The 23,798-nt window shown below is 62.7% G+C and carries 22 protein-coding genes; 7 read left to right on the forward strand and 15 right to left on the reverse strand.

Annotated elements, in window-relative coordinates:
- Positions 1–5 precede the first annotated feature (5 nt).
- Positions 6–1,409, reverse strand: coding sequence for a circularly permuted type 2 ATP-grasp protein (locus tag H1S03_RS13290; protein WP_185804889.1), 1,404 nt, complete (start codon positions 1,407–1,409; stop codon positions 6–8).
- 125 nt (positions 1,410–1,534) lie between these two features.
- Here H1S03_RS13290 and H1S03_RS13295 point away from each other — a divergent pair, with 125 nt between their 5' ends.
- The gene (locus tag H1S03_RS13295; RefSeq protein WP_185804890.1) at positions 1,535–4,822 is read left to right on the forward strand and encodes a transglutaminase family protein; all 3,288 of its coding nucleotides are present in this window, start codon (positions 1,535–1,537) and stop codon (positions 4,820–4,822) included.
- Between the two features lie 66 nt (positions 4,823–4,888).
- Here the strand turns inward: H1S03_RS13295 and H1S03_RS13300 are convergent, their stop codons facing one another.
- A complete protein-coding gene (locus H1S03_RS13300) occupies positions 4,889–5,869 on the reverse strand; it encodes a hypothetical protein (protein WP_185804891.1) in 981 nt (326 codons plus the stop codon).
- A 592-nt stretch (positions 5,870–6,461) separates the two neighbouring features.
- Positions 6,462–6,914, reverse strand: coding sequence for a type II toxin-antitoxin system RatA family toxin (locus tag H1S03_RS13305; protein ID WP_185804892.1), 453 nt, complete (start codon positions 6,912–6,914; stop codon positions 6,462–6,464).
- A gap of 92 nt (positions 6,915–7,006) precedes the next feature.
- On the opposite strand from H1S03_RS13305, the gene hpt reads away from it, so the two are divergent.
- Together hpt and H1S03_RS13315 are read left to right on the forward strand one after the other, a co-directional pair.
- Entirely contained in the window at positions 7,007–7,543 is a 537-nt protein-coding gene (gene hpt, locus H1S03_RS13310; RefSeq protein WP_185804893.1) for a hypoxanthine phosphoribosyltransferase, read from the forward strand.
- Positions 7,544–7,601: 58 nt separating this feature from the next.
- Positions 7,602–8,129 carry a CBS domain-containing protein gene (locus tag H1S03_RS13315; protein ID WP_185804894.1) on the forward strand — a complete coding sequence of 176 codons (528 nt, stop codon included), beginning with the start codon at positions 7,602–7,604 and terminating at the stop codon, positions 8,127–8,129.
- Here H1S03_RS13315 and lipA read toward each other — a convergent pair.
- The 4 genes from lipA to H1S03_RS13335 form a co-directional block, all read right to left on the reverse strand.
- A complete protein-coding gene (gene lipA / locus H1S03_RS13320; RefSeq protein ID WP_166191083.1) occupies positions 8,126–9,082 on the reverse strand; it encodes a lipoyl synthase in 957 nt (318 codons plus the stop codon). The genes H1S03_RS13315 and lipA overlap by 4 nt on opposite strands.
- A gap of 95 nt (positions 9,083–9,177) precedes the next feature.
- On the reverse strand, positions 9,178–9,903 hold the full coding sequence (locus H1S03_RS13325) for a 2-keto-4-pentenoate hydratase (protein ID WP_185804895.1): 726 nt from the start codon (positions 9,901–9,903) through the stop codon (positions 9,178–9,180).
- Entirely contained in the window at positions 9,900–10,538 is a 639-nt protein-coding gene (locus H1S03_RS13330) for a GntR family transcriptional regulator (RefSeq protein WP_185804896.1), read from the reverse strand. Before H1S03_RS13330 ends, H1S03_RS13325 begins: the two co-directional genes overlap by 4 nt.
- A 78-nt stretch (positions 10,539–10,616) precedes the next feature.
- A complete protein-coding gene (locus H1S03_RS13335) occupies positions 10,617–11,444 on the reverse strand; it encodes a class I SAM-dependent methyltransferase (protein WP_185804897.1) in 828 nt (275 codons plus the stop codon).
- 52 nt (positions 11,445–11,496) lie between these two features.
- On the opposite strand from H1S03_RS13335, the gene H1S03_RS13340 reads away from it, so the two are divergent.
- On the forward strand, positions 11,497–12,144 hold the full coding sequence (locus tag H1S03_RS13340) for a pyrimidine 5'-nucleotidase (RefSeq protein WP_185804898.1): 648 nt from the start codon (positions 11,497–11,499) through the stop codon (positions 12,142–12,144).
- Between the two features lie 7 nt (positions 12,145–12,151).
- Complete coding sequence (locus tag H1S03_RS13345; RefSeq protein WP_185804899.1) at positions 12,152–13,342, forward strand: FAD-dependent monooxygenase; 1,191 nt, start codon at positions 12,152–12,154, stop codon at positions 13,340–13,342.
- On the opposite strand, the gene H1S03_RS13350 is transcribed toward H1S03_RS13345, so the two are convergent.
- Positions 13,334–14,419, reverse strand: a complete 1,086-nt coding sequence (locus tag H1S03_RS13350; protein WP_185804900.1) for an anhydro-N-acetylmuramic acid kinase — start codon at positions 14,417–14,419, stop codon at positions 13,334–13,336. The genes H1S03_RS13345 and H1S03_RS13350 overlap by 9 nt on opposite strands.
- 74 nt (positions 14,420–14,493) lie before the next feature.
- Between H1S03_RS13350 and tyrS the strand changes: the two genes are divergently transcribed.
- Entirely contained in the window at positions 14,494–15,723 is a 1,230-nt protein-coding gene (gene tyrS, locus H1S03_RS13355) for a tyrosine--tRNA ligase (protein ID WP_185804901.1), read from the forward strand.
- Between the two features lie 60 nt (positions 15,724–15,783).
- Here tyrS and H1S03_RS13360 read toward each other — a convergent pair whose 3' ends face one another.
- From H1S03_RS13360 to H1S03_RS13375, 4 genes are all read right to left on the reverse strand, one after another.
- A complete protein-coding gene (locus H1S03_RS13360) occupies positions 15,784–17,628 on the reverse strand; it encodes an ABCB family ABC transporter ATP-binding protein/permease (RefSeq protein WP_185804902.1) in 1,845 nt (614 codons plus the stop codon).
- 423 nt (positions 17,629–18,051) lie between these two features.
- Complete coding sequence (locus tag H1S03_RS13365; RefSeq protein WP_185804903.1) at positions 18,052–18,762, reverse strand: anti-sigma factor; 711 nt, start codon at positions 18,760–18,762, stop codon at positions 18,052–18,054.
- Positions 18,759–19,316 (reverse strand): sigma-70 family RNA polymerase sigma factor, encoded by a 558-nt coding sequence (locus H1S03_RS13370; protein ID WP_185804904.1) that lies wholly within the window; start codon positions 19,314–19,316, stop codon positions 18,759–18,761. The genes H1S03_RS13365 and H1S03_RS13370 overlap by 4 nt, the downstream gene beginning before the upstream one ends.
- A gap of 54 nt (positions 19,317–19,370) precedes the next feature.
- The gene (locus tag H1S03_RS13375; RefSeq protein WP_185804905.1) at positions 19,371–20,894 is read right to left on the reverse strand and encodes a LysM peptidoglycan-binding domain-containing protein; all 1,524 of its coding nucleotides are present in this window, start codon (positions 20,892–20,894) and stop codon (positions 19,371–19,373) included.
- A gap of 137 nt (positions 20,895–21,031) precedes the next feature.
- Between H1S03_RS13375 and H1S03_RS13380 the strand changes: the two genes are divergently transcribed.
- Complete coding sequence (locus H1S03_RS13380; RefSeq protein WP_185804906.1) at positions 21,032–21,592, forward strand: LOG family protein; 561 nt, start codon at positions 21,032–21,034, stop codon at positions 21,590–21,592.
- Here the strand turns inward: H1S03_RS13380 and rarD are convergent.
- The 3 genes from rarD to H1S03_RS13395 form a co-directional block, all read right to left on the reverse strand.
- Positions 21,556–22,437 carry an EamA family transporter RarD gene (rarD, locus tag H1S03_RS13385; protein ID WP_185804907.1) on the reverse strand — a complete coding sequence of 294 codons (882 nt, stop codon included), beginning with the start codon at positions 22,435–22,437 and terminating at the stop codon, positions 21,556–21,558. The two genes, H1S03_RS13380 and rarD, sit on opposite strands and share 37 nt — an antisense overlap.
- Before the next feature lie 89 nt (positions 22,438–22,526).
- Positions 22,527–22,673: a hypothetical protein gene (locus H1S03_RS13390; RefSeq protein ID WP_185804908.1), complete on the reverse strand. Its 147-nt coding sequence runs from the start codon at positions 22,671–22,673 to the stop codon at positions 22,527–22,529.
- A 360-nt stretch (positions 22,674–23,033) separates the two neighbouring features.
- The gene (locus H1S03_RS13395) at positions 23,034–23,633 is read right to left on the reverse strand and encodes a superoxide dismutase (RefSeq protein ID WP_185804909.1); all 600 of its coding nucleotides are present in this window, start codon (positions 23,631–23,633) and stop codon (positions 23,034–23,036) included.
- Positions 23,634–23,798: the final 165 nt, after the last annotated feature.

The following is a 23,798-nucleotide window of genomic DNA, read 5'->3' on the forward strand; positions in this document are numbered from 1 at the left end:
CCCCATCATTTGTTCAGAACCCACGTATCCTTGACGCCGCCACCCTGCGATGAGTTCACGACCAGCGAACCCTCTTTTAGTGCGACACGGGTCAAACCGCCGGGGATCAGCTTCGTCTCACGACCGGAAATCACGAAGGGGCGCAAATCGACGTGACGCGCGACCAGACCGTCAGCGCCCAGTGTCGGCGCGGTGCTCAGCGCCAATGTGGGTTGCGCGATGAAGCCTGCGGGATCAGCCTCGATCCGCTTGGCGTACTCCTCGATCTCGGCTTTCGTGGCCTTGGGTCCGATCAACATGCCATAGCCGCCGGAGCCGTGAACTTCCTTCACCACCAGATCCGCGAGGTTTTCCATGACATATTTGTATTCGTCGGGCTTTCCGCAGCGCCAGGTCGGCACGTTGGGCAGGATCGGTTCCTCACCCAGATAGAACTTCACCATTTCGGGAACGTAGATATAGATCGCCTTGTCGTCCGCCACGCCCGCGCCCGGCGCGTTGACGATGGTGACGCCGCCGTTCTTGTACGCCTCCATGATACCCGGAACGCCCAGCATCGAATCCGGGCGGAAGCATCTGGGGTCGAGGAAGGCATCATCCAGCCGGCGATACAGCACGTCGATCCGTTGCGCGCCCTGCGTGGTCCGCATGAAGACGCGGTTGTCCTCAACGAACAGATCCGGCCCCTCGACCAGTTCCACGCCCATCAGATCGGCCAGAAATGTATGCTCGTAATAGGCGGAGTTGAAATGGCCCGGCGTCAGCAGGGCCAGGGTCGGTTCCCCCTCGCACATCGGTGGCGCGACGGAGGCCATCGCCTCAGCCAGCATGTCGCCGTAATGATCCACAGGCCGCACGATGCCTGACCGGAACAGCTCGGGAAACATGCGTGACATCACTTCGCGGTTTTCCAGAACGTAGGAAATGCCGGAGGGCGTGCGGCAATTGTCCTCCAGCACGTAGCTTTCACCCTCACCGACCTGCACCAGATCGACACCGCAGATGTGGGAAAAGATGCCGCCGGGGGGGGCGAACCCCTCCATCACCGGCTCATACGCATCGTTGCCGTCGATCAGATCGGCAGGAACGATGCCTGCCTTCACGATGGCGCGTTCGGTGTAGATGTCGGTCAGAAAGGCGTTCAGCGCCTTGGCCCGCTGGATGGATCCGGCCTCGATCCGGTCCCATTCGGTGGCGCTGAAAATGCGCGGCACCATGTCGAACGGGATCAGACGTTCCGGGTCGCCCCCCTCCCCATACACCGCGAAGGTGATCCCCACCCTGCGAAACAGGGCTTCGGCCTCCGCTCTTTTTTCGTTGAGAGCGTCAGGACCGTTGGCATTCAGCCAGTCCTGGATCAGTCGGTACTCGGGACGAATATCGTCCCCGCGATACATTTCGTTGAACATTTCGCCTTTCCGGTGGAAATTTCCGTCCGTTATGTCAGCTTCTCCCATACAGTCTGACCTTTTTTCTACACTTGCCAAGGGTCGCTGACACATTTTTCGGCACTCGCGCCCGACATGGAGACATTATGAGCATCAAGATCGCACTGACCCACCGGACCAGCTACAGCTATGACCGGCCGATCCAGCTCAACCCGCATGTTGTGCGCCTCAGACCTGCGCCCCATGCCCGTACGCCGGTGCTGTCCTATTCTCTCAAGATCACGCCCGAGGATCATTTCCTGAACTGGCAGCAGGACGCATTTTCCAACTGGCAGGCGCGTCTGGTCTTTCCGGAAAAAACCACTGAATTCAGCGTCGAGGTGCAGTTGATCGCGGACATGATCGCGATCAACCCGTTCGATTTCTTCGTCGAGGATGGTGCCGCCGAGGTGCCGTTCCAATATTCGGGCACCCTGCGCAAGGAGCTGTCGATCTTCCGCCGTCAGCCGCGCCAGACCAAGACGTTCCACCGCTACATGGCCGCCGCCCCGCAGACCAACGGCTCCACCAACGACTGGCTGGTCGCGATCAATCAATACGTCCAGAACACCATCAACTACACCGTGCGGATGGAACCGGGGGTGCAGACGCCCAAGGAGACCATCGTCAAGGCATTGGGTTCATGTCGCGATTCGGCATGGCTGCTGGTGAACATGCTGCGCGAATTCGGCTACGCGGCGCGGTTCGTGTCCGGCTATCTGGTGCAGCTCAAGGCGGACCTGCGCTCGACCAATGGTGCCGACGGGCCCGAGGAAGACTTCACCGATCTGCACGCCTGGTGCGAGGTCTACCTGCCCGGTGCGGGATGGGTCGGCCTCGACCCGACATCGGGCCTCTTCGCGGGTGAGGGGCACATTCCGCTGGCCTGCACGCCGCTGCCCTCCTCCGCCGCGCCGATCTCCGGTTCGCTGGAACAGGCGGAGGTGGAATTTGACTTCGAGATGCGCGTGGACCGGATCGAGGAGCCGCCGCGCGTCACCGCCCCCATCTCGGATGCCAACTGGGCAGCACTGGACCGCACCGGCCGGATGATCGACCGCAAGCTTGAGGAAGGCGACGTGCGCCTCACCATGGGCGGCGAGCCGACATTCGTCTCCGCCTATGACCGGGATGGTAAGGAATGGACCGTCGATGCCGTAGGGCCGACCAAGCGGGAGAAGGCCGACGAGCTGATCCGTCGCCTCCGCACGCGCTTCGCTCCCGGCGGAATGCTGCATTACGGTCAGGGCAAGTGGTATCCGGGCGAACAGCTTCCCCGCTGGGCGTTCTCGCTCTACTGGCGCGGCGACGGTCTGCCGCTGTGGAAAAACCCCGATCTGGTCGCCAAGGAGGGCGCGCAGGGCGCCGGTATCGAGGAGGCCGAAACCTTCATGGAGCATCTGTGCGATGCGCTGGAGGTCGAACGCGATCTGGCTGCCCCGACCTTCGAGGATCCCGCCGCCTTCTCGCTGCGCGAACAGGAACTGCCCGCGAATGTGGACCCGGAGGATTCCAAGCTGGACGATCCGCAGGAACGCGCCCGCCTCGCCCGCGTGTTCGAACGCGGATTGGGCAACGCCACCGCCTTCGTCCTGCCACTGCAACTGGCGCAGTCCGGCGACCGGCGACGTTTCAAATGGCGGTCCGAGAAGTGGAAGACCCGGCGCGGCAAGCTGTTCCTGATGCCCGGCGACAGCCCCGCAGGCTTCCGCCTGCCCCTCGGTTCGCTGGAGCATGTGCCAGAGGCCCGGCGCATCCACCAGTTCCAGCGCGATCCGATGGTCAAACCCGGTCCCCTGCCGCAGGTCGAGGGCGGACGCGTCGTGTCCGAACCCTCACAAACCCCGTCCGATGACTGGATGGCCGCGCATACTGTCTTCCTCGAAAGCGAGGAGCCGGTCCGCACCGCGCTGACCGTGGAACCGCGCGACGGGCGTGTCTGCGTCTTCCTGCCACCCACCGGCACCGTCGAGGAATATATCGACCTGATCAGCGCGGTGGAGGAAACAGCCGAGGCACTGGACCAGCCCGTGCATGTCGAGGGCTATGAGCCGCCCCGCGATCCGCGCATGAACATGATCGGCGTCACCCCCGACCCCGGCGTGATCGAGGTGAACATCCACCCGGCCAAGAACTGGGGCCAGCTCGCGCAAGTGACCGAAGTCCTCTACGACGAAGCGCGTGAGATCGGTCTGGACAGCTTTACGTTCCAGGTGGACGGCCGGCCCACCGGCTCCGGTGGCGGCAATCACATCGTCGTCGGCGGCGAAACACCGTCCGACAGCCCGTTCCTGCGCCGGCCCGATTTGCTCGGCTCGATCATCCGCTACTGGCAGAACCACCCGTCGCTCAGCTATCTGTTCTCGGGCATGTTTATCGGCCCGACCAGCCAGGCCCCACGCCTGGATGAGGCCCGCCACGACAGCCTGTATGAGATGCAGATCGCGTTGAAGGAGGTCGAGCGTCTGGGCGGCGAACCCCCACTGTGGCTGGTGGACCGCATCTTCCGCCACCTGCTGACCGATCTGACCGGCAACACCCACCGGGCGGAGATTTGCATCGACAAACTGTTCTCCCCCGACGGTCCCACCGGGCGTCTGGGACTGGTGGAGTTTCGCGGCTTCGAGATGCCACCGCATCCGCGCATGGGAATGGCGCAGGCGCTGATCATCCGTGGCCTGATCGCATGGTTCTGGAACGAGCCCTACAAGGGTGAGTTGAAACCGCGCGGCACCCATCTGCACGACACATACCTGCTGCCTGCCCATTGCTGGGCCGATTTCCAGGACGTGCTCACTGATCTCAGCGGTGCCCACGGCACCCCGTTCGACGAAGCCTGGTTTGTCGCACAACGCGATTTCCGCTTCCCGATCCTCGGCACGCATCAGGTCGAGGGCGTCGGGTTGGAACTGCGCGCCGCGATCGAGCCGTGGCTGGTTCTGGGTGAGGAAAGCACCGCCGGCGGCACCGCTCGCTTCGTGGACAGTTCCGTCGAACGCTTGCAGATCAGCATGGAAAACGCCGATCCGCGCTTCCAATTGACCTGCAACGGCTACGCCCTGCCCCTGCATGAGGTGCGCGGCAAACAGGTCGCGGGCATCCGCTTCCGCTCATGGCAACCGTGGAGCGCACTCCATCCCACCATCCCGGCCAACGGCCCGCTGGTGTTCGATCTGTGGGACAACCTTTCGGGCCGCTCCGTCGGCGGATGCACCTACCACGTCCACCACCCCGGCGGTCGCGCGCATGAGGTGCGTCCGATCAACGCGTTGGAGGCCGAGGGCCGTCGGATTTCGCGATTCGAGAAGGGCGGGCACTCGCAGCACTTGGAGCACCCGAAATACCTCGGTGTGCACCCGGACTTCCCCAAGACACTCGACCTGCGCCGGGTGTGATACCGTTTTCGCCGGTGGCTCAAACAAGAGCCTCCGGCGGGGATATTTTCGGGAGCAAAGTGGGGGTTAGAGGCCGATCAGACGGGCAAGCAATTCGCCCGCCTTTTCTGCAAAAGTGTAGATCCCGAACATTTCGGAGCCACTTTTCACAAAAACCACACCATTGCGCCGCGCCTCGGCTATCGAACGCGAGGCGCGGCTTGCATAACGATGTGCTGCCATGACCCGTTTGGGGTCATCGCTGGGAACGGTATTATCGAGGACCAGCTCAAGATCGGCAGGCAACATCGTGGCCAATTCGCCGTCACTGATCGCCACGATTTCTGCCGTAATCGTGCGCAACTGTTGCTGTTGCAAATCTGACATCTCGCGCAATTGCAGCGCAGTCCGGGCCAGCACGGCCTTTTCAACATCCGGCACCCATGCACGCACATTGGTCGCATTGGATTCGAGCGTATTGCGAAGCTTACGCACCGCGCGGCTATCAAGCAGCGGGTTTTCAACAATCAGCATATCAATATCGAGGATCGCGCGGAGCATATCATCATGAACCTGCTGCGGATCATCGGCATATTGCGCCAGCAAACGGTCCAATTGCGGCAGCACGTTTGCCATTTCGTAAAGGCTATTCGAAGCGGCAAGGGCCGCGCGCATATCTGCGACAGCATTGCGCAAAGTATTTAGGATTGTGTTGAACAGCGATACTTCAGTGATGGGCCGGGGAACAACGTGCAAACGTCTGCGTTCTGGGTTCCAAACGATATCTTCGGCAAGCGGCGTTGCCTGCTCGACATAGCGCGCCTCAATCTTCGCAATCTCAACCGCGACTGCCTCGGCCCCTTCGTCCCAGACATCAGGCGCGATCAACGCAATATCCCGCAGCATGTCCCAATTCTGTGCGCGGCCCTGCAACAGGCCGTCATACCAATCGATCCAGAAGGTATAGCCGGGCCGTTGTTCAAGCTGCGCGCGGAATGCCGCCCATTCCGCTTGCAGAGGATTGTAACCCTGCGGCCAAAGCGGGTTTGCCAACACATCGCGGGGCACATCCTCCCCTTCTTGAGCATTCGCCAGAACAACGGAGTCGGCGGCGGCGGCGGCGGATAAGTCGGCGGAGGCGGCGGCGACGGAGGAGCGGGCGGCGGAGGCGGCGGCGACGGATAAGGCGGCGGCGGCGGCGGCGGATAAGGCGGCGGAGGCGGAGGCGGCGGCGGAGGCGGAGGCAGCGGCGGAGGCGGCGGAGCGGGCGGCGAAGAAGGCGGCGGCGGAGGCGGCGGAGGCCTTGATGTCGTCGGTTGGCACAAGAGCCGCGACCGACGATATCAGCAGGCACCTGAATGTCGTAAATGTCAAAGTCTGATGAACTTCTTTACCGCCGACAGCCAGCGGAAGAACGCGTGCAGCACTGCGAAAAGCCATTGCCACGGCCACCTCACGCGGCTTGTCGTGCAACCAGTCTTCAAGCTCATCCGGTGTCATGCTGTTCGGTCCCATCGGAATGCGCGTTCGGGCCGAAGTTAGCACCATGACCGCACAACGCGAGTAAAATGCGGCGCATTAACCTTTCACCCCTGTGGCTAGACCTGCCAGCCGCGTGCCATACCGATACCAGCCGGATCTCAGCGTGGCGGTTTCGCCGTTAACCCTTGCCGTACAGCTCCCCCGCCCGCGCCTCGAACGCGCCAACGATCCGGCGCATCGCCTCGTTGAAGACAACGCCGATGGCCGCTTGCAGGATGCGCGACTTGAACTCGAAATCAACGAAGAAATGCACAGTGCAGCCGCCATCCGCGCACGGTTCGAACCGCCAGTTGTTGACGAGGTATTTGAACGGTCCCTCAAGGTATTCCACGTCGATCGTCATCGGCACAGGTTTCATGGTCACGCGGCTCAGGAAGCTTTCGCGGAACACCTTGAAACTGACGATAAGGTCGGCATCCACCTGAGTCCCCTCGGGTATCTCGCGTTCTTCACGCACGCGGCAGGCCACGACCCAGGGCAGGAACTGCGGATAGGATTTCACGTCCGCGACCAGATCGTACATCTGCTGCGCGGTGTAGGGCATCACCCTCTCATCGGTATGGGTCGTCATCTTTGCCCCCTCACGGCTCTTTCAGGCGTGATCTGTTTGCCGTAAACAAGCGGCGCATACAACATCGGGTTCCCCCTATTGCGGAGAGTTTCATGCTACCCTACGCCATCGACGAGATGATTTCGGCCAAATCCATTGCCGCCCGGGTCGAGGCGCTGGCCCGCACGATCTCCGACCATTTCGCGGATACCGACAAGCTCGTCGTCGTGGGGCTTTTGCGCGGATCGTTCATCTTTATCGCTGACCTGGTTCGCGAACTGGACCTGCCGGTCGAGGTCGATTTCATCGAGGCGTCAAGCTATGGCGATGGTGTGGAATCCAGCCGGGAAGTGCGCATTCTCAAGGACTTGCGATCCGGCATCGAGGGGCGCGACGTGTTGGTGGTCGAGGATATCGTGGACACTGGCTGGACGCTGAATCACGTACGCGGCATGCTGGAGGCTCGCAATCCGGCCCGGTTGGAGGTTTGCGCCCTGCTCGACAAACCCTCCCGACGCGAGGTCGATATCCGCGCCACATGGACCGGTTTCGAAATCCCGGACGAATTCGTCGTGGGCTATGGCATCGATTATGCCCAACGCAACCGCAACCTGCCGCATATCGGCAAGGTTCGCTTTCTGCCGAACTGAGGCGACTTGTCGCGGGGTGGTGGCGTTCTAATTGTGGTCCAGCCATTGAGGATCACAGATGACAGATCGCCGGACCATCGCGCAACGTCCTGAATTTGCACAGAAGCCGCGCCCGCTTACGGCCGGTTCGGCCGATATGGTACGCGATGCAGTGCGCGGCATGGCCCGGCACAATTACGGCTGCGTTGTCGTGGTGGACGATGCTGGGCGTGTCGAAGGCGTGATGACGGAACGCGATATTCTCAAGCGCCTGATCGACAGTGATCTCGACGTCGAAACGACTCAAGTCGGCCAGATCATGACAGCGAATCCTCGTGTCGTTCAACGCGACGATCAGGTGGTGGATTGGCTGCGCATCATGTCGAACGAGCGGTTCCGCCGCCTGCCCGTCGTGGATGAGACAGGACAGTTGGAAGCGGTTTTCACCCAAGGCGATTTTGTCAGCTATACTTGGCCGGAACTGACAGATGGGCGCATGGGCGGCGGAACCGCGCGCCATGCGATGGAGTGGCGCCCGATCGCGATCACCGGTGCGGTCGTGGCGCTATACACCATGGTGATGGCGCTGATCTTTACCGCGCGCTAGGCACCCAGTTTCTTGAGCCGCGCGCTACGCAGACGCGCGAAATCGTCGCCGGCGTGATAGCTTGACCGGGTCAGCGGCGTGGCGGACACCATCAGGAAGCCCTTGCCATAGGCGGCCTTTTCATAGCCCGCGAATTCCTCGGGCGTCACGAAGCGGTCGACGCGGTGATGCTTCGGCGTCGGTTGCAGGTATTGTCCTATGGTCAGGAAATCGATGTCGGCGGCGCGCATATCCTCCATCACCTGATGCACGGCCTGCTTGTCCTCACCCAGACCGACCATGATGCCGGATTTCGTGAACATCGTCGGGTCCATCTCCTTGACCCGTTGCAGCAATCGCAGCGAATGGAAATAGCGAGCACCGGGCCGAACCTCCGGATAGAGGCCGGGCACGGTTTCCAGGTTGTGGTTGAACACGTCCGGGCGTGCCTCGACCACGATTTCCAGCGAACCGGGTTTCGAGCGTATGAAGTCCGGGGTCAGGATCTCGATCGTGGTGTCGGGGGCCTTGCGGCGGATGGCGCGGATGGTCTGGGCGAAATGCTCCGCCCCGCCATCGTCGATATCGTCACGGTCGACGGAGGTGATGACGACGTGGTTCAGGCCCAGCTTCTCAACCGCGGCGGCGACGCGGCCCGGTTCAAACACGTCCAGCGCCTCGGGCGGTTTGCCGGTGGCGATGTTGCAGAACGTGCAGGCGCGGGTACAGACCTCGCCCATGATCATCATGGTGGCGTGGCCCTGCGACCAGCATTCGCCGACATTGGGGCAGCCTGCCTCCTCACATACGGTGACGAGGTTGTTTTCACGCATGATCTTCGCGGTTTCGCGGTATCCGGCGGAGTTCGGCGCCTTGACGCGGATCCAGTCGGGCTTGCGCGGCTGGGCGTTATCGGGGCGCCGCGCCTTCTCGGGGTGACGCTCAGCCGGGATTTTCAGATCGCGTGGTGCCATGGTGATCTCCTTCGCGGGACTGTCATACTGTTTCACATCGACCTTGTCATGGTCCGCGTCAAGCGTTTCGGGGCGTGGTGCGGCGGCACTGTGCCCTATTCGACGCGCAGCGTGACCTCACCCAGTCCGGTGACCGCCATGCGCGCATCGTCACCTGCGGCGACCGGCAGCAGCGGTGTGTGCGCGCCACACAGGATAACGTCACCCTGCCGCAGTTGCACACCGCGCGCCGCATACAGATTGGCCAGATAGGCGAGCGCATCCAGCGGCGGTTCGGGGGCGGCATTCGCGCTGTCGCAGTGAACCGTATCACCGATGCGAACATGCGTGGCGCCGATCTGATCGCCGCTCGGCGTTCCGAGGACCAGACCCGCGTTGAAGACGCCCTGCGCGATGATGTTCAGACCGTCCCTGGACGCGGCGCGCCGACGGTCGAGAACCTCGAACGCCGGGACCAGATATCCGACATGGCGCGCAACACTGTCCGCGTCCTGCGCCACCATGGGAATGTCCTCGGCCAAAACAGCCGCGATTTCGGGTTCCAGCATCAGGGTGGAGTGGTCCTGCGCCGACAACACCGCCCCGTCCGGCAGGATTGACCGCTTCAGCACCCGCGCGCCGGCGGGGGCCTCGACGCCGAAACCGGAAAGCAACTCGGGACGGTTCCAGGCGATCTTGTAACCGCCGACAGGCCCCTCCAACGCGGTGAGCGCGTCCTGCACGGCATAAGCCGTCTGAATATCGGGGATGTCATAATCCGCGAAATCGGTCCGGTCGGCGCGGTCCTTCGCGATCTGGACCGCCAGGCTCATCGGGGTCATCTGATTTCTCCGGCATCGACCATAAGGCGGGTTTGATAGGCGGCGGAAATGTGGGCCCGCGCGGCGTCGTCCGCTGCGGCCCCGTCGCGCGCCTCGATTGCGGTGACGATGACGTGATGTTCGTCCAGCGCGGCACCGCTGCGCCCGCTGGCGGCAAACGAGGTCGTGGTCAGCAACGCCATGGAGCGTCGGACGCTTTCCAACTGCCGGATCAGGAACCGGTTGTGCGAGGCGAGGTGGATCTGGCGGTGAAAACGCTTGTTCGCCCGACTCAACGCCTGCGGATCGCCCAGCAGCTTCCGATCCTGCGTGATCATGTCGTAGAGAACGCCGATCTCCTCGGGTGCGGCATGTTGCGCGGCCAGACGGGCGGCCAACCCCTCCAGCTCGGCCCGGACGGTGTAGAGCTCCCCCAGTTGATCGTGATCCAGTGAGGCGACCATCAGGCTGCGCCCGTCGCGGCTCAGCACGCCTTGCGTTTCCAGCCGTTGCAGCGCCTCGCGGATGGGGGTGCGCGACATGCCCAGACGGTCGGCCAGTTCGCTTTCCACCAACCTGTCGCCCGGCCGGTAATCCCCGTGGTCGATGGCGTTCAGAATACGGCCATAGGCATCGTTCGGATGTGTCTCGGACATATCGGTCCTTCGATTTGCGAGCATGAATACCGTCAGCGGCTTTTGTGCACGTCGGTATGCCGACAGGTCAAGGCCCGCTCACGCCTTTGCGGTGATGCACCAGCCGGCCGTCGGCACCTCGACATATCCGTCGCGCACCAGGGGCGAGAACGCTTCGGTCAGGGCGGCGGCCACACGGGCCCTCGTATCGGGGTCGACCTGACGCAACCTGCTGGCTAGGGTCCCGATTCGCATTACGAAGGCAACGGCCCGCACGACGGGATCGGGATCGTTTCCAGTCGCGATGCGCGCGGGTCGGTCCACGGCCTGCCACTGCACGTCTTGCCATCCCGCATCGCGCAGCAAGGGCGCGAAATACTCCGGATCGGCCCATCCGAACGGGCCCGGACCACTCAACGACGGGGGGCGGGTCACGTCCTTGCCCAGAACGGGACGCGCTGCCACCAGCGGCACCGTCACCCAACCGTTCAGCGCGGCCTCACGCCAACAGGTGACGGAGAGCTTACCGCCAGGTTTCATCTGCGCGTGCAGATGGCCCCACGCCTGTTCCGGCGCATCGAAGAACATCGCCCCACAGCGCGAATGCAACGCATCGAACGGCACGTCGAATTCGTGCCGGGCGGCATCGTCATGCACCCAATCGATCCGCTGCGCCGTATCCTGCCCCCGTGCCACCGCCAGCAAATCGCCGGATACGTCCAGCCCTGTGACCTGCGCGCCCGCATCGGCCAGCGCGAATGCGGTGTCACCCGCCCCGCATCCCAGATCGAGCACGCGCTGCCCGCGCACATCGCCAAGCGCGTCGATCCCCGCAGCCCCCACCGGGCCCAGCAAACCGTCCATCGCGTCCGCCTTATCAGCCCATTCGCGGCCCACACGCCCCGTCCAATCCTCTAATCCGCTCATTATTCTCACCTCCCTCTCGACCCGTCCTTGTGTGCAGCTTAGATGCATAGAAATGAAAGACCAATTTGACCATGTACGCAGCTGGGTTTTCGACCTGGACAACACGCTGTACCCCCCGACCGCCCGTCTGTTCGATCAGATGGATGCGCGGATGAATGCCTGGATCACGCGCGAAATCGGCGTAACCCCGCAGGAGGCGCAGGCCCTGAGAGAAGGGTATCTGACGCAATACGGCACGACGCTGGGCGGATTGATCGAACATCACGGCATCGACGCTGACGATTTCCTGCGCGACACGCATGAACTGGACCTGAAGAACATCGCCCCGGCCCTGCATTTGCGGGCGGAGATCGACAGGCTGCCGGGGCGCAAGATCGTCTTCACCAACGGATCGCGACGCCATGCCGACCGCGTGACTGAGGCTTTGGGCCTGACCGGTGCCTTCGACGCGCATTACGGCATCGAGGACGCGAAATATGTCTCGAAACCCCGCCCCGAGGCCTTCGACAGAGTTTTCACGGCCGAGGGGCTGACGCCGGAGCGGTCCGCGATGTTCGAGGATATGGCGATCAACCTGACGATTCCGTATAAGCTGGGAATGCGAACCGTGCTCGTCTCGCAGGAGGATGTGGCACAACCCGATCATGTCCATCATGTGACGGACGACCTCGCGCAGTTCCTGTCGCGCATCAACGGGTGAGGGTATAATGCTGCATAATAAGGATATTCTGGTCGCGGGGGGCGGCGTTGCCGGGCTGATGGCGGCGATGAGCTTCGCCAGTATCGGCTACGATGTGATCTGCGTCGATCCCTCCCCCCCCATCGTGGAGCAGGACGACACACGCGCGGATCTACGCTCCACCGCGTTTTTGATGCCGGCGGTGGAGATGATGCGCCAGATCGGGCTGTGGGATCGCCTCGCGCCCCATGCCGCGGAACTGCGGGTCATGCGGTTGTGCGATGCGGGCGGGGTTGAGAACGAGATCCGCGAACAGGTCGATTTCACCGCCACCGAAATCGGTCATGAGAGATTTGGCTGGAATATCCCCAACCGCGCCCTGCGCCAGACCATGATCGCACATGCAGAGACATTCCCCACGCTCGACCTGCGGATGGGCCGCGCGGTGCGGGACCTGCTGCCGCGCACCGGCGCTGCGCGTGTCACCCTCGACGATGGCACCCGGATCGAGGCGAAGCTGGTTATCGCCGCCGATGGTCGCGACAGCCTGATCCGCGAATTGCTCGATATTCCGGTGCGCACAACGCGGTACGGCCAGAAGGGCATCGTCTTCGCCGTGCGTCACGCGCTGCCGCATAACGGGGTCAGTACCGAACTGCACCGCACCGGCGGGCCCTTCACGCTGGTTCCCCTGCCCGATCAGGACGGCGTTCATCGCTCCGCCGTGGTCTGGATGGATACCGGCCCGAACATCGCGGATCTGATGAAGCTGGACGACGCACCGTTCAGCGCCGCCGCGACGGAGCGGTCCTGCGGCATCCTGGGCCCCTTGCAGATCGAGGGGGCGCGGGGCTGCTGGCCGATCATCTCACAACAGGCCTCCGCGCTGACCGGCCCACGGACCGCCCTGATCGCGGAGGCCGCGCATGTCATGCCGCCGATCGGGGCGCAGGGTCTGAACATATCGCTGGCCGATATCCGCGCTCTGCTGGATGCAGCGGGCCGGCATGGTTTGGGCAGTGAGGCAATGCTGGATGATTACGACCGCGCGCGCCGCCACGACATCACACTGCGTGAGCGGGGGGTGGAGCTGCTGAACCGTGCCGCCCTGACCGAGGTTCAGCCCCTGCGCGACCTGCGACGGGCCGGGCTACACCTGATCGGTACGCTGGGATCGGTGCGTGCTGCCGCCCTGCGGCGCGGTATGGGACTAACCTGAAATTTGGCCTGAAATACGGCCCCCGCATACCGGCGCGGCGCAACCCGTCGTGCCGGGGGCCGATGTCGCCAGCCCCTTGAGCACACGCACCGCCAGATAGGCGAAGGCCTGCGCCTCCAGCATGTCACCGTCCAGGCCCACAGCCTCCACCGGATCGACAACGCCATCCAGCGAGGTGTCCAACCAGGCCATCATCGTCGCATTGTGCCGACCGCCACCACAGACCAGCCAGCGCGCCGGGGGTGAGGGCAGATGCGCGCGCGCGCGCCGCACCGCGTGGATGGTAAAGGCGGTCAGAAACGCCGCGCCATCGCGAGTCTCCATCTCACGCGCTGCTTTCGAAACTTCACGGAAACCATTGCGATCCAAGGATTTCGGCGGCAGTACATCAAAATACGGATCATCGAATACGGGATGCGCCCGATGCCAGAGCGCACCCCGGCTTGCCTGCGCGCCTGACAGATCCTGCGGCACGCCTGTACGCTCCTGCATGAAATCGTCCAGCAGCGCATTCGCGGGACCGGTGTCGAAGGCCAGCAGGGCGCCGGGCGACTCGGGTTGCGGAATGCGCGGATCGACCCAGGTGACATTCCCGACGCCACCCAGGTTCAGGAACGCCACCGGTTCCTGCATACCGGCCCACCGGGCCAGCGCGTGATGAAAGAACGGGGCCAGCGGCGCGCCCTCTCCCCCTGCCTGCATATCTGCCGAGCGAAAATCCCAGACGACCGGCATGGCGAGCTTTGCCGCCAGCGCCGCACCGTCGCCAAGCTGATGCGTACGACGTCCGACCGGGTCATGGGCCAGGGTCTGACCGTGAAACCCTACCACATCCGCCGTGGGCAATGCGCGCACCGCTGCGAGGTGCCGCCGCTCCACGATTTCCGCCGTTGCACCCAACGCATTGCCTGTCCCCGGCCACAGACCCTGCGCCGCAACCAAAACGGAGCGTTCCTCAGCCCTGTAGGGGGTGAAATGTCCCTGACCGAACCCCTCGATCCGGTGGCCGTCCGTCTGGATCCACGCGGCATCCACGCCATCCATGGACGTGCCGCTCATCAATCCGATCGCCCGCATCGCACGTCCTCTTTTCTTTCGTTCCTCAGCGGGGCATATATCGCGTGCCTCGTTAAGGCGCAAAGGATGAGATGATGACCTACCAGCCGAAGAGCGAATTCCTCCGCACCATGATCGCGCGCGGATTCATGCAGGATTGTACCGATCTGGAAGCCCTCGACGAGGCGCTGCTGGAGGGGATCGTCCCCGGCTATATCGGCTTCGACTGCACGGCGGACAGCCTGCATGTCGGGCACCTCACCCAGATCATGATGCTGCGCTGGCTGCAAAAGACCGGACACAAACCCATCACCTTGATGGGCGGCGGCACCACCAAGATCGGCGATCCGTCCGGCAAGGACGAGGCCCGTCAGTTGCTGACGACCGAGCAGATCAACGCCAACATGGCCGGCATTCGCGACGTGTTCGAGAAATTCCTGACCTTCGGTGACGGCGCACAGGATGCGGTGCAGCCTGACAATGCCGAATGGCTGGACCAGTTGAACTACGTCGCCTTCCTGCGCGATTACGGGCGCCACTTCACGATCAACCGGATGCTCAGCTTCGACAGTGTCAAGCTGCGGCTGGACCGTGAACAGCCGCTGACCTTCCTGGAATTCAACTACATGCTGTTGCAGGCATATGACTTCATGGAACTGAACAAGCGCTATGGTTGCGCCTTGCAGTTGGGCGGGTCGGATCAATGGGGCAATATCGTCAACGGCATCGACCTGACCCGGCGGATCAACCGCAATCAGGTGTTCGGCCTGACGACCCCGCTGTTGACCAAGGCGGACGGCACGAAAATGGGCAAGTCGGCCAGCGGGGCGATCTGGCTGAACGCCGACCGCCTGTCGCCTTACGCGTTCTGGCAGTTCTGGCGCAACACGCTGGACGCGGATGTCGGCAAGTTCCTCAAGCTGTTCACCGAATTGCCGCTGGACGAGTGCGAGCGGCTTGCCGCCCTGCAGGGCGCAGACATCAACGAGGCGAAGATCCAGCTTGCCAACGCGGTCACCACCCTCGCCCATGGGGCGAACGCGGCCGCAGCAGCGGAGCAGACCTCGCGCGAGGTGTTCGAGAAGGGCGGCATCGGCGACGACCTGCCGACAATCACCCTGCCCGCAGGGCAGACCAGTATCGTGCAGCTGTTCGTCAAGGCAGGCTTGTCGGCGTCGGGCAAGGAGGCCAAGCGTCTGATTGCCGAGGGCGGCGCAAAGATCGACGACGTGGTCGTGAGCGATCCAGGTCAGATGATCGACCTTGCCGACACGCTCAAGCTGAGCGCGGGCAAGAAACGGCATGTTCTGGTGCGCGCGGGCTGATTTTCGCGACCGGACGACTGTCCATATCGGAGGCCCGGATCCGGGCCTCCGGCAAGCGGATCAAGCCTCCTCCTGCTCCTCCGCCGCCTGCCGCGCCCACATGCTGGCATAGCGGCCATGCGTCGCCAGCAGCCCCTCATGGGTGCCACGCTCGACAACGACGCCAGCCTCCAGCACGACGATCTGATCGGCGTGGACCACCGTGGACAGGCGGTGCGCGATGGTGATGACCGTGCGGCCCTGCCCCATCTCCTCCAGACTTTCCTGGATGCCCTGCTCCGTCTCGGAATCGAGGGCGGAGGTCGCCTCATCCAGCAGCAGGATCGGTGGATTCTTCAGGATGGTGCGGGCGATGCCGACGCGCTGCTTTTCACCACCCGACAGCTTCAACCCGCGCTCGCCAACCTTAGTCTCGTACCCTTCGGGCAGGCTGGCGATGAAATCGTGGATGCGCGCGGCGCGGGCCGCCTCCTCGATCTGCGCTTGCGATGCATCCGGTTTGCCGTAGCCGATATTGTAGCCGACGGTATCGTTGAACAGCACTGTGTCCTGCGGCACCACGCCGATGGCTGCCCGCAGGCTTTCCTGCGTCACATCGCGAAGGTCTTGCCCGTCGATCTCGATCGCGCCGCCGGTGACATCATAGAACCGGAACAGCAGACGTCCGATGGTGGACTTGCCAGACCCCGAATGCCCGACCAGCGCCACCGTCTGGCCCGGCGCCACGTCGATATCGACGCCCTTGAGGATGCCACGATCCGCGTCGTAGCCGAACTGCACGTCTCGCAAATTGATGCGCCCGCCCTCAACCCGCAACTCCTTGGCATCCGGTTTGTCCGTGACCTCCGCCGGTTGTTCCAGCAGACCGAACATCTCACCCATATCGACGAGAGCTTGCCGAATCTCGCGGTAAACCGTTCCCAGAAAGTTCAGCGGCATCGTGATCTGGATCATGTAGAGGTTCACGGCCGTGAACTGCCCCACCGTCAGATTGCCCGCCTGTACGTCCAGCGCCGCCATGACCAGCACGATCACCAGCCCAGTGGTGATGATCAGCGATTGGCCGAAGTTCAGACCGGCGAGCGAGATCTGTGTCTTGATCGCCTCCGCCTCATACCCCCGCATGGAGGCGTCGTAACGTGTCGCCTCGCGCTGCTCCGCCCCGAAATACTTGACGGTTTCGAAGTTCAGCAGACTGTCGATCGCCTTTTGATTGGCGTCGGTGTCACGCTCGTTCATGCGCTTGCGGATCGCCACACGCCATTCGGTGACCTTGAAGGTGAACAGGGTATACAGCGTGATCGTGGTCAGAACGACGATCATGTAGCCGACCCCGAACATGTACCAGAAGATCGCAGCCATCAGCGCCAGCTCGACGATCAGCGGGCCGATGGAGAACAGCACGAAGCGCAGCAGGAAATCGACGCCCTTCACCCCGCGTTCGATGATACGGCTCAAACCGCCGGTTTTTCGTGCGATGTGATAGCGCATGGACAGCGCGTGAATATGTTCGAACGTCTCCAGCGCCAGACGTCGCAGCGCGCGTTGACCGACGCGGGCAAAAACCGCGTCGCGCATCTGGTTGAACCCGACCTGACCCGCCCGCGCCAGCCCGAACCCCACGACCAGCGCGACCGGACCCAAGGCGAGCAAGAACCCGGTGTTCTGGCCCGCTTCCTCCGGCGCGAGGGCATCGACCGCACCCGAGAAAAACAGCGGCGTGGCCAACGTGATGACCTTCGCCACCACCAGCAGGACCATCGCCAGAACGACCCTGAACCGCAATTGCGGCTGATTTTCCGGCCACAGATACGGAATGACCTTGGTCAGCACCGAGCGTTCGCGTGTGTTGTCATCACGAAAATTGCGCGCCGGAATATCGGCATCGTTCGTTGCGTCGGTCATGTCGGCTCCAGCGGGGTGAGACCGACACATATAGTGCACGAAGGTGATTGCAAAGCCCGCGCGCGTCCGCCGCTGGCAGACGCGCGATATGTGGGCGACGGACCGGTCGGGGATGAAACTGTCAACTGGCCCGCCGCCGAGGTGGCGTAATACGCAACTTCGCCACCTCAACTAAGCGACGCCCACGCGGGGCGCCGACTAAACTGTTCGTGTGAGGAGAACAAATACGGGGGCCACAAGGTTCCATGACATCGCGTTGATTTCCCGTGATTTCACCATCTGTCCGCAAACCCCGCACCTGCTGGCGACACCGGGTCGGTAGAGGCGGAAATTGCCGCCCCGACGCGCCGTTTCCGCCCCATCCATCAAAGCTATGCGCCAGCGTCCCGACTCCGATCATGAAAGTGCGAGAGCAAAGTCCGGCTAGATCGCGTGAATGTCCGCGACGACCAGAACCGGCCCACTCGGCGCGCCCGTGGTGGATCCCCCCTCCGGCTCCATACTGACGCCGAAATGCGCGTTCGTGGTCATTTGGGCGGCGACCTCAGGCGACAACTCGATTTCGTAGACCTGCTGTTCGGGCACAACGCCCATCGACATCGGCGCGGCGGTCGGAGTGGGTGCGAACCACAGCTCCAGATCGCGGCCCGGATCGGGTTCGCCCGACAGCCTGTTGACCCGCAGGACCGCACGTTCGGCATCGTATCGCGTGATGAACGAGATATCGCTGTCCGGTGCGAACAGGGCCGTTACCAGTTCCGCATCCGGCAGGCCGGGCGGGGGCGGTGCGACCGCATCGTCGAACGAGACGAAAACAGCCGCCGCAACACCCAGCGCGGCAACACCGCGCCACAAGGGGGTGCTGTTCCACAGCCGCGACAACATGGATGGCTGCGCCCCGAACAGGCGGGCAGTCAACTGCTTGCGGACTGATGCCGGAACCGTGACCTCCTCGAACTCGCTATCGAGATCCGAGAGTTTTCGTTGCCAGTCAGTGACCTGAGCGGCGAAAGTACGGTCGGTGCGCATCAGCGCCGCCGCCTCAACAAGCGCGGCACCGTCGAGCAGGCCGAGCGCGAACTCGGCCGACAGCCAGTTCCTGCCGTCTCCGTCTTGATGTGCTTTATCGCTCATACTTCTTCCATCTTCCCCCCGCCCAGGCAATCGCGCAGGGCAAGCAGGCTGCGGCGCAGCCAGGTCTTCATTGTGTTCAGCGGCACCGAATGCCGCTCCGCCAGCTCGGCGTAACTGTAACCTTCGAGGTAGGCGCCGCGCACGGCGTTCGCCCGATCCTCAGGCAATTCTTGCAGGCACGACGATATTCTGCGCCCCGTGTCACTGGCGATCAGCTGCTCCTCCGGTCCCGGCCCCGAATCGGGGATCTGAACGGCCTCGTCGATCTCCACGTGATTGCCGCGACGTTTGCGCAGGCGGTCGATGGAGTGGTTGCGCGCGATGGCGACCATCCAGCTGATCGGTGAAAAGCCGCCTGACTTGTAGCGGTCGGCATTATTCCAGACCTTGACGAATACCTCCTGCACCGCCTCCTCGGCCTCTGCCCTGTTCTTGAGTATACGAAGGCAAACGCCGAAAAGTTTCGCGGAAGTCTGATCGTAGAGTTCGATGAACGCGGCACGGTCCTTCAGCACCACGCGCCCAATCAGGTGTTCGATGTGTTCTGCGGACATTGATGCCTCAACTTATTCGATTTTGCATGGGAGGCAGACGACCTTGCCGCGACCTCATTCGCCGGGCAGAGAAAAGATCTGTCCGGGATATATTAGATCAGGATCGCGTATCTGATCGGAATTTGCTGTAAAAATTTGCGTGAACAGCGGGCCTTTCCCGTACCGCTCCCGCGCAATAGTCCACAGGTTGTTTCCGGGTTGCACGACGATCTGCTCCAACGGGTCCGCATGGTCCACCGTGGCGATGGCAAGCGCGGGTTCGACGCGGCGAAACGGGCTTTGCGCGCGGCTGGTAACGCGCCCATCTTCGGCCACTTCATCCACCCTCAGCATGTAGTTTCCAATGGGCAGCGCCTCCACCACCACCGTCCACGTCCCGTCTGCACGGATGTCCGCCTCGGCTATAGGGGCGTCGTTGGCATAGATCCGCGCCGTGCTGGCAGGCGTTCCGCGACCGCTCAGGATCACGGCGCCCTCCGCCGAATAGCTGATGGTATCGAGCACGATCTGGCCCACCGGCTGGGACAATGCGGGTTGCACGACCTCCACCTGAGTGGGGGAGGAGATGACGACGACCGGGGCTTCCGGAGTGCTTTCCACCTCGTCCGGGGCATCCACGATAATGATGACCGCCTCGTCTGATGTGACCTCGTCGCCGTCCTCGTCCGAGCCGGTGCGCAACCGCAATTCCTGCGAGAATCCGGTGCGCGGCGTATCGACCATCGCCACGAACTCCCCCCGATCCGAAGCGGTGGCCGTGCCAATCGGCTGACCGTCGGCAGTCACAGTGACCTCGGTCCCCGGTTCCGCCCGGCCTGCGATCACGGTGGAGCCATCGCTCTCAACCCGCACCAGATCGAACTGGGCGGCGGTCGCTGGCGTCGCATCATCCGTGACTTCTGCGCCCTGGGACGCTTCCGGCTCGCGATCCCGCGCAGTGACGGCAGAGGTTGTCGGCTCATCCGTTCCCGCCAATCGTGTGTCGGAGTTCGGCACCCTCGCGCTCTGCGATGGGTCGAGATCGGTGGTGTCCGGCATATCGGAGGTTGCAGTCCCAGCCGCAAAAGTCTGCGCGCTATCCCCTTCAGGTGCGGGGGCGTCATCCTCTGCGGTGGAAGTTTCCCCGGATTGGGAAAGGGTAGCAATCACAGGCGTCTCATCAACATCCGCTTGCTGTTCCGCTCCGCCAAAATCCGGGGCGGTGGACGGATCCGGTATCGTCGTCGGTGCCGACTCAGTCATGGTGGTCTCGGCTGTTTGCGACGGCACGGCGGCAACCACGGGTTCCGATGCCTCTGTTGCAGCGTTGTCTAATTCCCCCGCAGGCGCGGCCAGCCCGGTCTGTTCCATTTGCGGAGCCTGCACCTCCGGCTCCGGTGCGATGACTGTGTCCGGCGTCGTGGGTGACATATCAGCGGTTTGTGCGCCTGACCTTGTTTCAGGCGCGACCTCACCGCTCTGAACCACGGGGGCCTCGCCAATCTGTCCCCCGGTCCGCTGCGCTTGATACCACCACAATCCAAGCAGACCGGCGACGACCGGAACCAGGAAGAGTCCAATACGCTTCGTTTGTTCCATAATATCCCTCGCCAGTCGCCATCCGGTGTGATGTATCGGTTCCGTCTGCCTGACACTGTTATACGTGTGTCGAAGATAGGCAAATATTTGCCGACCAGAGGAACGTTACGTGCCGCCAGTTGCGGCAAGGAGGCCACATGACCAGCACACTTACCCATGGTATCTGCGTATTCTGCGGATCTCGCCCAGGCGATGACCCTGCCTTTATAGCAGATGCCACCACAATCGGGCAGTCCATTGCCGCCGAAGGCTGGCGCGTCATCTATGGCGCGGGCGATATCGGCATCATGGGCGCCGTCGCGGAGGCCGCGCAGAACGCGGGGGGCAAGTTGTTTGGCGTGATCCCGCAACATCTGGTCGATGTGGAGGTGGGGCGCGTTTCCTCCGACGCCTTCGTGGTGACAGATAACATGCACACGCGAAAGACGGTGATGTTCGCGAACTCCGATGCGATCCTCGTGCTGCCGGGTGGGCCGGGCACACTGGACGAGTTGTTCGAGGTCATGACTTGGCGCCAACTGGGCGTGCACGACAAACCCATCGTCCTGCTTAACACCAACGGCTATTGGGACGGGCTGATCGATCTGATCGACGGCATTATCGCGCGCGGGTTCGCCGAACCCTCGTTCAAGGAATTCCTGACCGTCGTCACCACTCCGGATCAGGCCATGGCCAGCTTGCGCGCGCGTCTGTCTTGACGCAGAACACCCAGTGAATACAGCGCCAGCGCCGTCCAGATCATCGGAAAGGCGATGGCGTGCCACTGGGTAAACGGCTCGTTGAACAGGAACGCCGCGACCGCGAATTGCAATGTCGGGTTCAGGTACTGCGTCAGACCCAGCGTCGCGTAGTGTAGCCGCGTCGCGGCATAGGCGAACCCCACCAAGGGGCCGCCGGTGATGATGCCCGACATCGCCAGCAGCGCCCAGTCATGCGCGTCCAGATGCGCCACACCCGGCCCGAGGGCGACATATCCCAGCGCGAGGGGCATGAGCAGCGCGACCTCCAGAAATGTGCTGGTCACGGGGCCTACGGTCAGCACTTTCTTGACCAGCCCGTAGCCGCCGAACGTTCCGGCCAGCAGCAGCGATATCCACGGCGCGACGCCCAGACCCAGCGTCAGGGTCAGCACGGCCCCGGTGGCCAGCGCAATGCCGATGCCCTGCCACGGTCCGAACCGTTCACCGAACACCAGATATCCCAGCACCACCGTGACCAGCGGAAAGATGTAGTAGCCCAGCGACGCCTCCATCGCGCGACCTGAATGGATCGCGAAGATGAAGCCGAACCAGTTGGTCGAGATTAGCAGAGCACTGACCGTCAACAGGCCGAGGGTGCGGCGGCTGGAAGCGGCCTCACGCACCTTATCCCCGCGACCTGTGAGTGCGATCACGATGGCGAAGAACAGAAAAGACCAGATCGTGCGATGCGCCAGCACTTCGAGCGGCGGCAAATGGGTGACCTGCGCATAATATATACCCGATAGGCCCCATGTCGTGCACACGGCCAGCATAGCCAGCACGCCCTTCATACCATTCGTCATTGCAGCCTACCTTTGCCGATCGGGGGCACTCCCCATCCGGCATATCGTCCACACTGTCAAAGCAGAAGGCCCGGATTGTACGCCGACAATCAGTTCGGTTCGACGACGCCGATCTCTGGAACCACGCCCAGCCGTAGCGGAAACACGGCGCAGCCAAGCCCGCTGGTGACGATCAGATAGCCCTGATCCTCACGCACGTGGCCATAGGCGTAGCGTGTGCCGTACTTGGAGGGCACGCCCCACCGTGCCGAAGAAGGTCAGCCGCCATGCGTATGACCCGAGATCGTCAGCGCGATCTTTTCATCCATATCGACGAACCCGTCCGGTTCATGGGCCATCATGATCGCGGGGCATCCGTCGTCACCGATCTGCGCCATCGTACCGGGCAGATCATATCTCCGTTCTTCTTGAACGCTCGCTGATCAGCCAGACCCGTCAGCCAGAAATCTCCCTCGTTCCGAGGAATCTTGATCGCCTTCTTTTCCAGAACGGGAATACCAGCAGCTTCGAGCAAGCGCCCATTGCCTGAAACGACGAAGGGCACCCTTACGGGTGCCCTTCGCATAAAGACGCAGTATCCTTGCGCTTGAAAGGTGTCAAAGACGCGATGCCACGTTTTCCCAGTTCACCAGATTGTCGAGGAAGTTGGTGAGGTAAGCCGGACGCTTGTTGCGGAAGTCGATGTAATAGGAATGCTCCCAAACGTCACATCCCAGCAGCGCGGTCTGGTTGAAGCAGATGGGGTTCACGCCGTTCTCGGTCTTCGTGACCTTGAGCGAGCCGTCCTGATCCTTGACCAGCCAGGCCCAGCCGGAACCGAACTGACCAGCGCCAGCGGCGGCGAACTGCGACTTGAACTCCTCAACGGAATCGAAGTTTTCCTTGATCGCGCTCTCCAGCTCGGAGGGCATCGCGGTGGTACCGGGGCTCATCATTTCCCAGAACTGGTTGTGATTCCACAGCTGCGAAATGTTGTTGAAGATACCATTCTGCGCGACCGCATTGGCATCGTAGGTGCCACGGATGATCTCTTCGAGGGATTTGTTCTCCCACTCAGTGCCTTCGATCGCCTTGTTTCCGTTGGTCACATAGGCGTTGTGGTGCAGATCGTGGTGATATTCGAGTGTTTCCGCGCTCATCCCGTGGGGGGCAAGGGCGTCGTGTGCATAGGGCAGATCGGGAAGCGTGAAAGCCATCGGGTTTCTCCTGTGCTGGACCGCAACATCGCGGTCGGTTGCCCTTTTACATATCACTCGATCCCGTCGTGGAAAGGGCCATGGCGCAAAACGGGCAATCACGGCCGGAAAACATGGGAGAAACTGTGCAGAGGTTCACCATCCAACCTGATGCCGGCACCGCTA

The sequence above is a fragment of the Pontivivens nitratireducens genome (assembly GCF_014235845.1).
GTDB lineage: Bacteria > Pseudomonadota > Alphaproteobacteria > Rhodobacterales > Rhodobacteraceae > Pontivivens > Pontivivens nitratireducens.

Coding starts and splice junctions, on each gene's coding strand:
- H1S03_RS13370 (WP_185804904.1), bottom strand. CDS start 19,316: ATGTCCGCAGAACACATCGAACACCTGATTGGGCGCGTGGTGCTGAAG.
- H1S03_RS13395 (WP_185804909.1), bottom strand. CDS start 23,633: ATGGCTTTCACGCTTCCCGATCTGCCCTATGCACACGACGCCCTTGCC.
- H1S03_RS13380 (WP_185804906.1), top strand. CDS start 21,032: ATGACCAGCACACTTACCCATGGTATCTGCGTATTCTGCGGATCTCGC.
- H1S03_RS13340 (WP_185804898.1), top strand. CDS start 11,497: ATGAAAGACCAATTTGACCATGTACGCAGCTGGGTTTTCGACCTGGAC.
- H1S03_RS13365 (WP_185804903.1), bottom strand. CDS start 18,762: ATGAGCGATAAAGCACATCAAGACGGAGACGGCAGGAACTGGCTGTCG.
- H1S03_RS13315 (WP_185804894.1), top strand. CDS start 7,602: ATGACAGATCGCCGGACCATCGCGCAACGTCCTGAATTTGCACAGAAG.
- H1S03_RS13335 (WP_185804897.1), bottom strand. CDS start 11,444: ATGAGCGGATTAGAGGATTGGACGGGGCGTGTGGGCCGCGAATGGGCT.
- rarD (WP_185804907.1), bottom strand. CDS start 22,437: ATGACGAATGGTATGAAGGGCGTGCTGGCTATGCTGGCCGTGTGCACG.
- H1S03_RS13350 (WP_185804900.1), bottom strand. CDS start 14,419: ATGCGGGCGATCGGATTGATGAGCGGCACGTCCATGGATGGCGTGGAT.
- H1S03_RS13345 (WP_185804899.1), top strand. CDS start 12,152: ATGCTGCATAATAAGGATATTCTGGTCGCGGGGGGCGGCGTTGCCGGG.
- H1S03_RS13295 (WP_185804890.1), top strand. CDS start 1,535: ATGAGCATCAAGATCGCACTGACCCACCGGACCAGCTACAGCTATGAC.
- hpt (WP_185804893.1), top strand. CDS start 7,007: ATGCTACCCTACGCCATCGACGAGATGATTTCGGCCAAATCCATTGCC.
- H1S03_RS13305 (WP_185804892.1), bottom strand. CDS start 6,914: ATGACGACCCATACCGATGAGAGGGTGATGCCCTACACCGCGCAGCAG.
- H1S03_RS13375 (WP_185804905.1), bottom strand. CDS start 20,894: ATGGAACAAACGAAGCGTATTGGACTCTTCCTGGTTCCGGTCGTCGCC.
- H1S03_RS13360 (WP_185804902.1), bottom strand. CDS start 17,628: ATGACCGACGCAACGAACGATGCCGATATTCCGGCGCGCAATTTTCGT.
- H1S03_RS13330 (WP_185804896.1), bottom strand. CDS start 10,538: ATGTCCGAGACACATCCGAACGATGCCTATGGCCGTATTCTGAACGCC.
- lipA (WP_166191083.1), bottom strand. CDS start 9,082: ATGGCACCACGCGATCTGAAAATCCCGGCTGAGCGTCACCCCGAGAAG.
- H1S03_RS13325 (WP_185804895.1), bottom strand. CDS start 9,903: ATGACCCCGATGAGCCTGGCGGTCCAGATCGCGAAGGACCGCGCCGAC.
- H1S03_RS13290 (WP_185804889.1), bottom strand. CDS start 1,409: ATGTTCAACGAAATGTATCGCGGGGACGATATTCGTCCCGAGTACCGA.
- tyrS (WP_185804901.1), top strand. CDS start 14,494: ATGACCTACCAGCCGAAGAGCGAATTCCTCCGCACCATGATCGCGCGC.